This is a genomic window from Acetobacter tropicalis (assembly GCF_001580915.1).
Lineage (GTDB): Bacteria > Pseudomonadota > Alphaproteobacteria > Acetobacterales > Acetobacteraceae > Acetobacter > Acetobacter tropicalis.
This window is the reverse complement of the sequence record NZ_LHZQ01000217.1, coordinates 1-14745: the sequence shown is the minus strand read 5'-3', so window position 1 is coordinate 14745 and position 14745 is coordinate 1. Positions and strand designations below refer to the sequence as shown.

12 protein-coding genes are annotated in these 14745 nt (G+C 56.6%); 9 read left to right on the top strand and 3 right to left on the bottom strand.

What is annotated here, in order from left to right:
- Positions 1-230 precede the first annotated feature (230 nt).
- From pstC to AD944_RS12250, 6 genes are all read left to right on the top strand, one after another.
- Positions 231-1220, top strand: coding sequence for a phosphate ABC transporter permease subunit PstC (gene pstC, locus AD944_RS12275; protein WP_035380113.1), 990 nt, complete (start codon positions 231-233; stop codon positions 1218-1220).
- Entirely contained in the window at positions 1217-2095 is an 879-nt protein-coding gene (pstA, locus tag AD944_RS12270) for a phosphate ABC transporter permease PstA (protein WP_045542624.1), read from the top strand. The genes pstC and pstA overlap by 4 nt, the downstream gene beginning before the upstream one ends.
- A gap of 23 nt (positions 2096-2118) precedes the next feature.
- Complete coding sequence (pstB, locus tag AD944_RS12265; protein WP_373317175.1) at positions 2119-2922, top strand: phosphate ABC transporter ATP-binding protein PstB; 804 nt, start codon at positions 2119-2121, stop codon at positions 2920-2922.
- Positions 2923-2939: 17 nt separating this feature from the next.
- Entirely contained in the window at positions 2940-3644 is a 705-nt protein-coding gene (gene phoU, locus AD944_RS12260) for a phosphate signaling complex protein PhoU (RefSeq protein ID WP_035380108.1), read from the top strand.
- A 46-nt stretch (positions 3645-3690) separates the two neighbouring features.
- The gene (locus AD944_RS12255) at positions 3691-4641 is read left to right on the top strand and encodes an aspartyl protease family protein (protein ID WP_052427194.1); all 951 of its coding nucleotides are present in this window, start codon (positions 3691-3693) and stop codon (positions 4639-4641) included.
- A 495-nt stretch (positions 4642-5136) separates the two neighbouring features.
- Positions 5137-8223 carry a Hint domain-containing protein gene (locus AD944_RS12250; protein WP_082741252.1) on the top strand — a complete coding sequence of 1029 codons (3087 nt, stop codon included), beginning with the start codon at positions 5137-5139 and terminating at the stop codon, positions 8221-8223.
- Positions 8224-8750: 527 nt separating this feature from the next.
- Here AD944_RS12250 and AD944_RS12245 read toward each other — a convergent pair.
- Together AD944_RS12245 and AD944_RS12240 are read right to left on the bottom strand one after the other, a co-directional pair.
- Positions 8751-9593: an SDR family oxidoreductase gene (locus AD944_RS12245; RefSeq protein ID WP_045542642.1), complete on the bottom strand. Its 843-nt coding sequence runs from the start codon at positions 9591-9593 to the stop codon at positions 8751-8753.
- Between the two features lie 135 nt (positions 9594-9728).
- The gene (locus AD944_RS12240; RefSeq protein ID WP_045542638.1) at positions 9729-11078 is read right to left on the bottom strand and encodes a hypothetical protein; all 1350 of its coding nucleotides are present in this window, start codon (positions 11076-11078) and stop codon (positions 9729-9731) included.
- A 219-nt stretch (positions 11079-11297) separates the two neighbouring features.
- Here AD944_RS12240 and rplM point away from each other — a divergent pair, with 219 nt between their 5' ends.
- Both rplM and rpsI read left to right on the top strand, forming a co-directional pair.
- The gene (gene rplM, locus AD944_RS12235; RefSeq protein WP_006560057.1) at positions 11298-11774 is read left to right on the top strand and encodes a 50S ribosomal protein L13; all 477 of its coding nucleotides are present in this window, start codon (positions 11298-11300) and stop codon (positions 11772-11774) included.
- Between the two features lie 5 nt (positions 11775-11779).
- Entirely contained in the window at positions 11780-12265 is a 486-nt protein-coding gene (rpsI, locus tag AD944_RS12230; protein WP_006560058.1) for a 30S ribosomal protein S9, read from the top strand.
- Positions 12266-12596: 331 nt separating this feature from the next.
- Here the strand turns inward: rpsI and AD944_RS12225 are convergent, their stop codons facing one another.
- Positions 12597-13094 (bottom strand): AAA family ATPase, encoded by a 498-nt coding sequence (locus AD944_RS12225; protein ID WP_045542639.1) that lies wholly within the window; start codon positions 13092-13094, stop codon positions 12597-12599.
- Positions 13095-13195: 101 nt separating this feature from the next.
- Between AD944_RS12225 and AD944_RS12220 the strand changes: the two genes are divergently transcribed.
- Positions 13196-14476 carry an SGNH/GDSL hydrolase family protein gene (locus AD944_RS12220; RefSeq protein ID WP_045542640.1) on the top strand — a complete coding sequence of 427 codons (1281 nt, stop codon included), beginning with the start codon at positions 13196-13198 and terminating at the stop codon, positions 14474-14476.
- Positions 14477-14745: the final 269 nt, after the last annotated feature.

The window sequence follows — 14745 nt, the reverse complement described above, 5'->3', positions numbered from 1 at the left end:
GATATCAGGGCGAATGCGTGGCGGGGGGCCAGCATATGGGGCGCACCTTATACGGTACAAAGGCGTTTCTGTCAGGTGGCATCTGTGCATGTGGGCAGCGTGCGCCGTAAATACTACAGTTTTATGACAAAATGAGACTTTGTCAGGCTTTCCGTGCTCCTGTGGTTGCAGGAGAGCGGGGGGTTCAGTATTGCTCGCAGCGCCCGATTGCAGATCGGAACGGAGTGCAGATGAACGTATCCGCAACGCAGCCCGCCCCGGTGGATGGCGTGAAGCCCCGCGCTGGCGCGCGGTTTACTGGGGACCCACTCTTCAAGGCATTGGTTGTCATGACAGGCATTGGCGTTTTGCTGGTGCTGGGGGCAATTATTGCCGTCATGACCCTTGGCGGTCTGCCTGCGTTCCGGGCGTTTGGCCTCCATTTTCTGGTCACGGCAATCTGGAACCCGGTTACGCAACATTTTGGGGCGGCGGCCCCGGTTTTTGGCACTCTGGCCAGCAGTGCTCTGGCTCTGCTTATTGCAGTGCCTCTGGCTTTTGGCACGGCCTTCTGGCTGACAGCCCTTGCCCCGCCAGTCCTTGCCTCCGTTATTGGCATGGCCGTGCAGCTTCTGGCGGCTGTGCCCTCCATCATTTTCGGCATGTGGGGGTTCTTCGTACTGGTACCGCCCATGGCGCATTACGTGCAGCCTATGGCCCGACATCTGTTCGGGCATGTGCCGGGCCTTTCCGCTCTGGTGGCTGGCGCACCGTTTGGCACGGGGCTGCTGACGGCGGGGCTGGTGCTGGCCATCATGATCATGCCGTCCATCACCGCTGTCATGCGGGATGTGTTTACCTCCATGCCAACTGTTCTGCGTGAAAGCGCGTACGGTCTGGGTGCTACCCGATGGGAGGTCATGCGTCAGGTTGTACTGCCATGGTCCCGTCAGGGGGTGGTAGGTGGCATTGTGCTGGGCATGGGCCGCGCCATGGGAGAAACCATGGCCGTGACCTTTGTGATTGGTGACAGTAACCATATTGGGTGGTCTCTGTTTGCGCCTGCCAACACCATTGCGTCTCTTATTGCGTTGGAATTTCCAGAAAGCCCGGCTGGCAGCCTCAAGCTGGCGTCTCTTCTGGCATTGGGGGCAATCCTGATGGCCATTTCCTTTATCACCCTCTGGTGTTCGCGCATTCTGCTGGCGCGTGGTGAAGCACAGGCAGGGAAGCGCTCATGAACCAGCAAAGTCTTGGCCGTCCGGTTTCAGGCAAGTTCCGCTCCCGCGCTATGCAGCGGCGGGTGATGGACCATCTGGCTACGGTGTTGAGCTGGTGCGCCACCTGTATTGTGGTGTTGGTGCTTGGCTCCATTTTGTGGACGCTGCTCAGAAACGGTTTGCCGGGTCTCTCACTTCACCTGTTTACGCATTCCATGGGTGCACCGGGGGCAGATGGCGGGCTGGCCAATGCCATTGCAGGCAGCCTGTTGCAGACAGGGTTGGCCATTCTACTGGGCGCGCCCGCAGGGTTGCTGACCGGCATTTATTTGGCGGAGTACGGGGCAGGCAGCGTGTTGGCCCGCACTGTGCGGTTTGTGTCGGACATGCTGCTGTCGGCTCCGTCCATTCTGATCGGCCTGTTTATTTACATGGTTCTGGTGGCCCCGCTGGGGCACTTTTCGGGTTATGCGGGGGCCGTGGCGCTGGCCATTCTGGCCATGCCCATCATGGTGCGTACCACGGAGGATATGCTCCGGCTGGTGCCTGTTGCCATGCGTGAGGCAGGTATTGCACTGGGTGCCCCAAAATGGCGGGTGATCCTGTTTATCTGTGTGCGGGCCGCGCGTGGCGGTATCATGACCGGCGTTCTGCTGGCTATTGCCCGTGTGGCGGGTGAAACGGCCCCCCTGCTGTTTACCTCACTGGGCAATTCCGAATGGTCTCTGGACATGCGGCGGCCCATGGCCAGTCTGCCTGTTGCCATCTACCAGTATGCGGGCTCCGCCTATCAGGACTGGATGCAGCAGGCATGGACCGGCGCGCTGCTGGTGACAATGGGGGTTCTGATTATCAATATTGTGGTGCGGGTGGGCATCCGCGGGGGACGGACATGAACGGAGATACCAGGAGCAGCACCATGCAGCCAGAAAGTATAACGGCGGGCCAAGGTTTTGCGGACGCGCCGCACGCGCTGGCCATTCAGGTGCGGAATCTGGATTTCTATTACGGTAAAACCCGTGCGCTGCATGATATCTCGCTCGATTTCCCCGAGCGGAGCGTGACAGGCATGATCGGTCCCTCAGGGTGTGGTAAATCTACCCTGCTGCGGGTGCTCAACCGCATGTATGATCTCTACCCCGGCCAGAAAGCCACGGGAGAGGTGCTGTTTGATGGCCAGAACATTCTGGCCCCAAGGGTTGATCTCAATCTGCTGCGGTCTCGCATTGGCATGGTGTTTCAGAAACCAACCCCGTTCCCCATGTCCATTTATGATAATATTGCTTTTGGCATCCGCCTGCATGAACGCGTCAGCCGGTCTGAAATGGATGGCAGGGTAGAGGATGCTCTGCGCCGCGTGGCTTTATGGGCGGAAGTGAAGGATCGCCTTCAGGCGTCCGCCACAGCCATGTCTGGTGGCCAGCAACAGCGGCTGTGTATTGCCCGCACCATTGCCACGCGGCCGGAAGTGATTCTGCTGGACGAACCAACATCCGCGCTTGATCCGGTTTCCACCGCCCGTATTGAAGAACTGCTGGATGAACTGAAAACTGAGTTCACTATTGCGATTGTAACGCACAACATGCAGCAGGCAGCGCGTTGTGCGGATCAGGTGGCGTTCTTCTATCTGGGCGAGTTGGTGGAAGTGGACAGCACGGCCCGCATGTTCACCAACCCGCGTGAGAGCCGTACACAGGACTACATTACCGGCCGCTTTGGCTGAACAGGGAGGGCAGACCGATGGGAAATGAACCCGCACATACCGTCACCCGCTATGATCAGGAACTGGACCGCCTGCGTGGCATTGTGGCCCGGATGGGCGGCCTGGTAGAACGCCAGACCGCACAGGCCATTGCCGCCGTGGTGGATCAGAATGAGGAAGCTGCGGTAGAGCCCCCTGAACTGGATGTTGAGGTGGACGCGCTGGAGCGGGATGCCGAGAGTCTGGCTATCCGTATTCTGGCTCTGCGCGCGCCCATGGCGGTGGACCTGCGGCTGATTGTGGCTGTGCTGAAAATAACAGGTGATCTGGAACGTATTGGAGATTATGCGTCCAGCATTGCCCGTCGGGCCATGAAGGTGGAGCCGCTGGATGGTGCGCTATCCTTTGGTGCGCTGCGCAGCATGAGTCGCCTTGTGCAGGAAAACCTGAACAAGGCTATTGAGGCCATGGCCAACAATGACAGCACCCGCGCCATGGAGGTCTGGAATGCGGATACGGCGGTGGATGAACTCTATACCGCCATGTTCCGGGAACTGGTGACATACATGATGGAAGATCCGCGCAAGATCGGCCCCTGTATTCATCTGTTGTTTGTGGCCAAAAATCTGGAGCGGATCGGAGATCACGCCACCAATATTGCAGAACGTGTCTATTACGCGGTAACCGGAGAAATGCTTCCGGCCGTTCGCCCCCGTGGGGGGGCGGCCAAAAAGGGCGGCTGAGGAAAGGTTTTTTCCTCCCTCCCGCTCCGGATGGAGGGACGCGGGAATGATGCAGCGGTTTCGGGGGATATGTCTGGCCATTCTGATAGGGGTGGCCGGATGTGCGCAAAGGCCCCAAGGGTGTCGGATTGCCACGTTGGGCACCCTGCCGGTTGTGAACACTCAGGGCTCGCCCGTGGTGGAAGTCACGCTCAATGGCCAGAAAGCTGGCATGATTGTGGATACCGGGGCCAGTGTCTCCATGGTTTCGCGCAAGGCGGCGCACGATTACAAACTCAGGATTATGCCGGGAGATGTGCCAGTTCAAGGCGTAGGGGGCGTTGTTCTGTCCTCTATTTTTCAGGTGGACACACTGGGGTTGGGGGCTGCCAAAGCAGAAAACGTTGTCTTGGTTGATACACCCAGAGTTTTTGGCTCTATCAACACCCTGCCGGTGGTGGGGCTGTTTGGTGCGGATTTTCTGAAAGCGTTTGAGGTAGTGTTCAACCTTCCTGAGCACACCATCAATTTGTATCAGATACGCGGGTGTAATTCACCTACGCCCACGTGGGACGGGCCGGTCTCCAGTGTTGCTTTTCACTGGGCAGGGCCCTCTCACATCGAACTTCCTCTTGAACTGAATGGGCATGAGATTGATGCCGTGCTTGATAGCGGGTCAAGCATGACGGTTATTCTACCCCGGCAGGCGCACCGTGCCGGTGTGTATGCGGATCAACTGAAGGCAGATATGTCTCTTTCCTCAAGAGGGATTGACCGGTACTCTTTTCAGGTCAAGCTACATCGTTTTGAAAGGCTTCAGATAGGAGACGATGTTTTTATCAATCCTGTTCTGGCTGTGGCCGCTATGCAGACGGAAGGCGATGCCTTGTTGGGGGCGGATTTCCTGCGTCATAACCGCGTATGGATTTCTAACCGCGATGAGAAAATCTACATCCAGCGTTTGACCCCACCACCCCGTAAAGACCCGACTTTTGAGCCAGTGATGACACAACTCTAACGGGTGGTCGTGACATTTTACCCTCTTGCATGCAGGAAAAAGAGGGGATGGGTCTTCCAGAAGGCAGAAAATTTTTTCATAAAATTTTCGTATAAGAAAAGCGTCTTCCTAAGATTTTTAAGGGAAATGTCATTCAAAATCTAAATGGTGTTTGTGCGGATACAAGCGTAATGAAAGAAAATATTACGGAATATTTAGTTAGATAATATCAAATAATATTCGATGTTATAGTATATATATTTTATCTTTATAAGAAATTATAAATGAAAGCATTCAAAAATCGTATGACTTAAAATTTCAGTCTTAAAAACATTTGAATAAATTTATCAAGTGGACTCAAAGGATATAATATTCGTTAATTGTACACCTTTAATTAACATTTGATTAACGAATTTTTCTCACTATGACGCTCCTGATAGTTTTTTCAAAACATTCGAGTCGCTGGGCGTCGGTTGGGTTGGAAAAGCTCGTGATGACAAATCAGGAGAACACGCGATGTCCGATAACAACGCCGTCAGTCCCGACGAGCTTGCACAAATAGCGGCGGATGCCGCAGCAGCAGGCGGGGATACGTCTCAGTACAGCAGCAACGGCCACAATTTCCATCAGCATGACAATGCGTGGCGGTGGGCAGGCCCGGCTACGGGGGGAGACTGGTCAGACCCGGCAAACTGGAAGCTTGTAGATCCTCGCGGCAACAGTGTTTCAGACACTACCGGGTCTCCGGCCGTACCGCAGAGTGAGCAGAACGCGGATGCCAATGTCGCGTATTATGGCAACACAACCCCTATGACGGTTGTGGTCAACGCGCCTTATTACAACCAGATTCGCAGCCTGAGTGTATGGCAGAACAGCACGCTGAAAATCACCGCCAATTATCAGAGTGGTGATACCAACGGCTATGTTTTCGCTACAGCCGGTTTTGAAAACTACGGCACCATTCTTGTCGATACGTCCGCCAGGGTTGAATTGGGTGGCATCAATTCGCAGGGTGGCACGCTGACCATTAAAAACAATGATGGAAACGTTGTTTTTGATAATGATCAGGTGAACAATGGTGGCACCATCAATCTGATCAATGCCTCATTGGGTACTACTGCCAATCCCATCACAGTCGCGGGCGGTACGGTCAACCTTCAGCAGAACAGCACCTTGGTGGCTAATCTGTGGGGTGAGGGCACAACCATCAATGTGGACCCCAGCACCGTTAATACCATTTATGTGAATGACAGATACGCCAACAATGATGGTAACGTGCAGGGTGCAACCATCAATGGTGTTTCGGAAAACACGCATTTTGGCATTCTGGGTACGTCATCCGAACCTGTTGCTGCTGATTACACGCAGAATACAGATGGGTCTTACACGCTGGTTATCTCCCTGGAGGATGGGCGTAGCATTACCTATCCCACAGTCAACATGGCGAGTGGTTACACGCCGCCTGCCCATGCCGAGATTGTCGCGGATGGCACCACAGGCTGGCTGATTGAAGATCCATCAACGGTTCCTGCACCCTCCTACACGGATGACACCACACACCAGACCCTTGCTCAGATTGCGACGGATACTGACACAACCGGCGCGGGCATTGCCGCAAGCAGTGATGGGCACAACTATCATCAGCATGATGGTTCCTGGCGTTGGGTTGGGCCGACCAGTGGTGGAGACTGGTCTGATCCGAACAACTGGGCCCTTTATGATAGCTCTAACAACCGTATCCCTACCGAGGACATAACGGGTTCTCCCGCCATCCCGCAGGCTGAGCAGAATGCGGATGTGAATGTTGGCTACTCGGGCAGTACAACGCCAAGTACGGTTGTGGTCAATGCGCCATACTATAATCAGCTTCGCAGCCTGAGCGTCTGGCAGGACAGCACATTAAAGATCACGGGAAATTATCAGAACGGCAGTAGTAACGGCTATGTTTTCGCGTCTGCCGGTTTTGAAAATTACGGCACGATTATTGTTGATACGTCCGCCAAGGTTGAACTGGGCGGGATCAATTCGCAGTCCGGCACACTGACCATCATGAACAATGATGGCAACGTGGTTTTTGATAATGGGCAGTTGAACAACGGAAGTGGTACGATCAATCTGATCAACGCCACGCTGGGCACCACCGCCACCCCCATCAATGTGAATGGCGGGACGGTCAACCTTCAGCAGGGCAGCACCATTCTTGCCAATCTGTGGGGAGAAAGTGCAACCATCAATGTCGACCCCAATACCGTTAATACCATTTACGTGAATGACAGATACGCCAACAATGATGGCAACGTGCAGGGCGCGGTGATCAACAATGTTTCTGGCAACACGCATTTTGGTATTCTGGGCACGTCCTCCCAGCCGGTTTCAGCAAACTATACCAAGAATGATAACGGTTCCTACACGCTGGTTATCAAGCTGGATAATGGGCGCAGCATTACGTATCCAACCGTGAACATGGCTGCCGGTTATGCACCTCCGGCTCAGACAACCATTGTGACGGATGGCACGACCGGCTGGCTGATTGAAGACACTACCCCGGCAGCCTGCTTCCTGACGGGCGTGAAGCTACGCACTGTGTCTGGAGACGTATCTGTGGAAGATATCCGCAAAGGGGATATGCTTCTGGTTCAGCATGATGGGCGTGAGTGTGAAAAGCCTGTTGTATGGGTTGGTAAAAACCGGAAGATTGTCTCGGCCGGTCTTCCTGATGACGAAGCGGGTTATCCTGTACTTGTTCTGAAAGATGCTTTGGCAGAAGGCGTGCCCTATCAGGACATGCTGGTAACATCAGAACATTGTCTGTTGATGGATGGCAGGTTTGTTCCTGTGCGGATGCTGGTAAACGGCACAAGCATTTTTTACGATCGTACCCTCACCACCTATGAGTATTATCACGTTGAGACGGAAGATCATTCCGTGCTGGTGGCAGATGGCGTTTTGACAGAAAGCTATCTGGATACAGGAAACCGTTCTTCCTTTGTGTCTGACAGCAATGTTGTGTCCCTGCATTCTCGCGGAAAGACCTGGGCGGCTGATGCCGCTGCCCCGCTGGAAGTGCGTGCCGATTTTGTTGAGCCACTGTTCCGGGCGCTGGCAGAGCGCGCAGGTGTGGTGGCAGGTACCGCACCAGACGCGCAGGACCGGCATTTGACGCAGGACGCTGAACTGTCCTTGCTGACTGAGGCAGGGAGCCTCATCCGTCCGGTGCGGCAGACCAAAGGGCAGATGGTGTCTTTCATGGTACCTGCGGGTGTAAGCACCGTGCGCCTTGTCTCTCGCGCAAGCCGTCCGTGTGATGTGATCGGCCCGTTTGTGGATGATCGTCGCACGCTTGGGGTGCTGGTTGGTAGCGTGATGGTGCTGCATGCCAACCAGATGCAGCCGGTAACAACGCATCTGACCGATGCAGATCTGTCCGGCTGGCATGGTCTTGAGCAGGGTGGCGTACGCTGGACAAACGGTAACGCCGTTCTTCCGCTGGGTGATGCGCCAACGCAGGGTGTGAGCATGCTTACACTGCAAATCCTTGCCGCAGGACCGTATGACGTAAAGCAGGACGCTGCGGAAACCTGCCGTCGTATTATGCAGAAATAAGCAGGACGGCTGTTTAAAGGCCGCATCATGCTGTGAGAAGGCCGGATGTTCCTCTAGAATGTCCGGCTTTTCTTTTTTGTGCTGTGTTCCGTGAAAGCTCTTTTAAAAGAAATGCGTTTCCTGAATTTTTTCAGGAAACGGCGTGGTGTTGGATAAAGCTACGTCAACCGCAATGCTGGCTGGCTCTTCCATAAAAAAGATTCTTTTTTAGAGTTTCATTTTTAAAAAGGCGGTTCAAAAATAGTCCAGATCTGTGTGACATTCCCTTTTATGCCTGAAGACGGTATTCTTTCGTCTTAATGACATTATACCGCGGCGGCAAAACCGCTTTTTCAGTCCCCAGATGCCAGCAGGTAACAGGGGGGGGCTGGAAAGGCGGATTTGAAGGCGCGATGCGGGGCCATCAGGACGAGTATCCAACATATTCGACCACAAAAGACCCACCAGACCGATCAAGCAGGGTTTTCAAACACTCCTTAGGCGAGGTGTTTTGGAAAACCGTTTATCTTGAACGCAGTTCGAGCAGATCAGGGGGCTGGTGTTGGCCATAAGGTGGCCAAGCCTTTTTCCAGCGGAACCGGCTTTATGCCCAGAAAGGTTTCCATGGGTGTGATGTCAAAATTCTTGTCTTCCAGCAGGCGGCGTATTTCCGCAGGGTCAATGCGGGGGATGCCGGGCAGGAAGGGCGTCAGCCGCGCTAACGCCATAAGCAGGGCCGCCGGCACGGGAAGGACGGGGCGCGGCTTCAATCCGGCTGCCTGACAGACAAGTTCAATGAAATGCCGGTAGGAAACAGCCCGTGCCCCGGCAATAACCAGAGATTTTGGCCCCTGCCAGTGACGGTCCAGTGCGGCGAGTATGGAAGCCGTGACATCCCCCTGCCAGATGGGCTGCACCAGTGCCTTGCCGCCAGCAGGCAGCGGAACAACGGGCATAAAGCGCAGCAGAGCCGCCAGCCGCTGCACATTATTTTCACCCTGTGCGCCATAAATCATGGTGGGGTGCAGGATAATGCCGGTGCGGCCGGACGCCATCAGCGCCTTTTCTCCCCGTAACACGCCTTGCCCGTGGGCATCTGGCCAGCGGGTGAACTTGCGGGTGCTGCCAAGGCAGATCAGCTTGGCATTTGGGGGCGCTGCGGCCAGCAGGGCGGGAATGTTCCGGGCATGGGCGGTGCAGACAATGGCCGTGGCATCCGCCAACGCAGCGCGAAGCTGGTCTGTGGGGCCCGTCAGATCAATCAGGCGCGCTCCCGGCAGGCCGGAGGCAAACGCCGGGTTACGGATAAGAGGCACAACAGGCGTGCCCTGTGCCCTGAGTGCCTTATAGACAGCCTGCCCAGACCGGCCAGAGGCACCGATGACATGCACCGGCTCTCTGCTGCCTGTCTGGCCGGGTGCTCCCGCTTGCCCTGTCGCCGGTTGTGGCTGCGGGGAAGAGGCTGACCCTTCGGCCTTTTCTGCGTCCGAGGGCTGGCTCACGGCGTTTGTCTCCCTGGGCCTCGCTTATGGGGCCTTGATGCTCAGGCCAATCTGCTGGGCCATCTGGGGGGTGGTGGTCAGCATGCTCATGGCAGCGGCAATAGCCATTACCGGCAAGGGTTGTGGTGGCCGGATGGTAATGGTCAGCGGCCCTTTGCCCGGCTGGCGCAGATAGGTGGCAATCTGCGGCATGACGGCCTTGGGGTCTGATCCCTGCGGGGCCAGTTGGGCCTGCAGCGCGGCACTCAGCTCTTCCGGCTTTACGCCGCGTGCCTTGGCTGCCGCCCCAAGCGCGCGGGGCACCAGCCCGTGATCTGTGTAGGTGATGTTCAGGCTCTGCACCTGCATGTCTGCCGCGCCGGCAGAAAGCAGGGTGGTGGTGCTGGTCTGGCTGAAATCTCCATCCAGATGCAGGCGGCCCATGCCCGGCGCATCCAGACTGAATTCTTCCACATGTAGTTTAGAGGCCTTGAAGTCATGCGTGTCGTTTAGGACCAGCGACCCCCGAAAGCGGTCATAGCCCAGCGCAGGCAGCATGGAGAGGTTAGGCACGTCCGGCCACAGTTCCAGCCCCTGCAAGCTGTAGACCTCTTTTTCATTCGCGTCCGTACGGGTGGCGTGAGAATGCAGCGCACCAACCCGCAGTAGCGGGGTTGTGCCATCGATGCTCAGCTTTTCAATCTGGATATCGCGCGTGCCGTTATGCTGGGTATAGGGCGTGCCGGAGGAAAGGCTGGCGTATAGCCCCGCCAGATCAAGCCCATCCAGAATGATGGAGGCCGCCTTGATATGGCGTTGGGGCGCAACATCGGTTGAAAGCCCGGCTTCATGCGCTTCCAGTCGGGAGGCCTCGTTGGGGCCGTAATCATCTACAATAAGAGAGCGGGCCGAGAGATCAGATTGCAGGCTGCTGACAAACCCATGCAGCTTGCCCGCTTCCGCATGACGAATTTCAAGCGCCTGCGCCGGGGTGCCGTGCTGCTCGTCCGCCTTGGTGGGCATAGTCACATCGTCCAGCGCCAGCGTATCCAGATGCAGGCTGCCTGCGGGGTCTGCCAACTGGAAATTGCGGAACGTTAGCCGCCCGATTCGGCGTGCATCCTCGCCAGCGGCGGCGATCTTGGAGATTTCCGCATCATCCGCCGTAATGGTTTCCGGCCCCTGCCGGAAGACAAGGCCGGTGAACTTCACGCTGCGGCCCAGCAGGCCGGGCCACGCTTTCTGATAGGTGAAGGAGGCATCCGGGCCCAGAGTCTGGCGGAAACTGTCAATGCTCTTGTCCAGCATGACATGTTCGGCATGACGGGCCGCCAGCCAGCCAAGGCAGGCAACGGCGGCAACACTGCCTATAGTTACAAGAACTTTTTTCTTCACCAGCCGGAAATCCTGCCTGTTTTTTACAAGAAACTCTTCAACGCTTCTTCTCCTTTAGTGCACTGCGGGGGCGGAGAGCAAGTCAGGATACGGTAACATGTTACCTGAAGAAAAACCGTTGAAATAACGGTCATGAACGCCAATTTCTCTTGACGAAGCGGGTACGCATGCTCATAAGGCAGCATCTTTAAGCATACAGTCTTAACGGAATCATACTCTATGAAGACCACCCTCTCGCTGAAACCCGCGGAGGTGACGAAGAACTGGATCCTGATCGATGCCGAAGGCCTCGGTCTTGGTCGTCTGGCCGTCATCATCGCAAACCGTCTGCGCGGCAAGCACAAACCCCAGTTCACCCCGCATGTTGATTGTGGCGACCACGTTGTTGTCATCAACGCGGAAAAGGTGGCGCTGACGGGCAACAAAGCCGGCCAGAAGCTGTTCCACTACCACACCGGTTATCCGGGCGGAATCAAGACCCGCACCATTGCGCAGCGTCTGGGTGGCAAGAACCCTGACCACGTTGTGGTGAAGGCTGTTGAACGCATGATCACCCGTGGCCCGCTGCAGCGTGAACAGATGCGCAGCCTGCATGTTTATGCTGGCCCGAACCATCCGCATGATGGCCAGAAGCCGCAGGTGCTGGATGTTGCGGCGCTGAACCGCAAAAACGTTGTTAACGCGCAGAAAGGCTGAGCAACATGTCTGAAACTCAGGAACGTACAGGCACGCTGGCTGATCTGAAGGGCGTTGTTCCCACAGCTCCAGAAGCCCCTGTTTATGAAGCCAAGCGCGATGCGCAGGGTCGCTCCTACGCAACCGGCCGCCGTAAGGATGCCGTGGCCCGCGTATGGATCAAGCCCGGCAAAGGCGATATCACGGTTAACGGCCGCCCGGTTGGCACCTACTTTGCCCGCCCCGTGCTGCGTATGCTGCTGACCCAGCCTTTCCTTGTGGCTGATCGCTACAACCAGTTTGACGTTGTCTGCACGGTTGTTGGTGGTGGTCTGTCCGGTCAGGCTGGCGCTGTCCGTCACGGCATCAGCCGTGCGCTCACGCACTATGAACCCGGCCTGCGCAGCATCCTGAAGGCTGCTGGCTTCCTGACCCGTGACTCCCGTCAGGTTGAACGTAAGAAATACGGTCGCGCCAAAGCCCGTCGTTCCTTCCAGTTCAGCAAGCGCTGATCTACCGGAACGCTGCTTTTGCAACGCCGGAAAGGGCGGGAGAGGGTTTCCTCTTCCGTCTTTTTTTGTGCCTGTGGGGCAGCGCAGTCTGGCCGCTTGGTGTTTTACGAGGCTGTTTCCGCTTCGGGAAATGGTGCGCTCAGTAGTTCTTTCAAAATGAGTGTTCAAAAAGGCTGCCAGATCAGTTTGGCGGCTCTTTTTTGTTTTGGCTGGACCGTTATGTGGGCTGTTTCATCCTGATAGGGCGGCATGGGGCGTGGCGATAAAATCTTCCCCTTTTGCAGCGTCACATACTCCTCACCTGCTTTGTCTGCCGTTTTTGACAGTCGCGTCAGGGAAATTCTGAGAGGAAACGGGCAATCTCCTGCCTGCTGGCAAGAATGTGTTTTTCGCCCGTGAACTGGTCATACAGGCCCTGATGGCCTGCAAAGGCGTTGGCATTCTGGCGGGTTCTATACTCCCGGCACCATTGGAACAGGGCTGAGCGGGAGGCATCATCTTCCCCGCTTTTGATAGGGCGGGATTCCAGATTTCTCACGCATTCTTCTTCCGGCAAAACAAGCCAGATCAACTGCTGTGTTCTGGGTATCGCCTCGGCGGCCAGCCAGCCGAAAACGCCCTCAATCACCCATTTTTCAGCTAGAGCACGGTCCCGCACCGCGCTTTTGGCAGCCTCAGGCGGTCGTCTTTGCTGAAAACCTCCCGACAGCCAGTGCAGCGTGTCCAGTTCAATCGCGGTGCTTTGCAGGCGGTGCGCCAGTGTCTGGGCCAGCCAGGTCTTTCCAGAACCACTATTTCCCAGAATCAGAATACGGTGCGGAACGGGCATGAGGGGCCTTCTTAGGGGGCTATACGCCAGCCCTTCGGTGGGTGCATGGTTGAGCGAACAGGATAGCGCAACGCGCGTTCCGGAACAGGGAGATATGTGCCGTGGTTGCTGCCGTGCCTGAAAGAAACAGAAAGCGAAGCGTTGCAGATATTCTTCCGGTGCTGCTGGGCGCGGCCTTTGCTGCAGTGGCTACAGCCTGCCCTGTGCACGCAGCGCCTCAGGAGGCTCAGAATGTACCTTCCGTAACGGTGGGCGTGTGGGGAGCCGCACCGGCCTTCCCGACAGGCCCCGCTGTTGTGGCCAGCACGATCCGCCAGACAGTGCGGCTTTCTCTGGGTGGTGAGGGTGTTTCCATGCGTCTGAGCAATGAGATGGGGCAGGCGCCGCTGGTGATTGAGGCCGCGCATGTGGCGCTGCCCGGCGCACAGAAAGGCAGCATTGACCCAGCAAGTGATCATGCCCTTACGTTTGGTGGTCGCAAGGGCATTGTCATTCCTGCCGGTGGCGTCGCCATCAGTGATGTTGCGCCGGTAACGACTTCTGCCGGGCAGGATGTGGTCATCAGTTTTTATGTGCCCCGTTCTACCGGGCCGGTGGCCACGCATCCGCTCGGGCTCGCTACAACCTATGTGTCCCGCGGGCCAGATGCCAGCACGGCTTCCACCCTGCCAAACGCCACCACAACACAGGCCCGGCTGTTTCTTTCAGGTGTGAGTGTGGTGCGCCATGGTGGGCAGGCAGTCGTCGCCCTTGGGGATTCCATTACAGATGGCCTGCGCTCTCCGGTGGATGCCAACCAGCGCTGGCCAGATGATCTCAGCCAACGGTTGATCCGGGCAGGAATGGCTGTATCGGTTGTGAATGCAGGCATCAGCGGCAATCGCGTGCAGCATGATCTGCCCTTGGCGGAAAGCGGCCCAAGCGCTATGTCCCGGTTTGACCGTGATGTGCTGTCCGTACCCGGTGTGCGGACGGTGATCATCATGGAATCCATCAATGATATCGGGCATCCCGGCGCGCAGGGGTTGGCGGAGCAGGCGGTCAGCACGGAAGATCTCATCGCCGGGCTGCAACAGCTTGTTCTGCGGGCCCATCAGCATGGTTTGCGCGTTATTGGCGCAACATTGACGCCTTTCGCAGGTACCATTTTCCCCGGCTATTACTCACCAGCCGGGGAAGCCAAACGGCAGGCCGTCAATCAATGGATTCGGACTGGCCGCGCGTTTGATGGCGTGGTGGACATGGATGCCGCCTTGCGTGACCCGGCCCACCCGGACCATATGCTCCCAGCGTATGACAGCGGGGACCATTTGCACCCCAATGCCGAGGGATACCGTCACATGGCCGATGCCGTGCCCCTCTCACTACTACAGGCCCCTTAGCCGTTCATTACGGAGATGCGGGCGTGTTGGGGAGGATGGCAGCACGTTCGGAAGGGCCTGTGAGCGGAACACAGGCAGGAGCGGTGGTTTCTCTGCGCTTCAAGGGCTTGGTAGGAGGCATCTTTACCCCTTGGCCAGCCCGGAACTCTTTTGCCAAGCCTATAAGGCTGGTTCTCAAACAACGTTAAATAAAAAGGAGAAAACCCTTGTCAGAGTATGGCGTATCGCCACACCCTGAGCCCTGAGCCCTGAGCCCTGAGCCCTGAGCC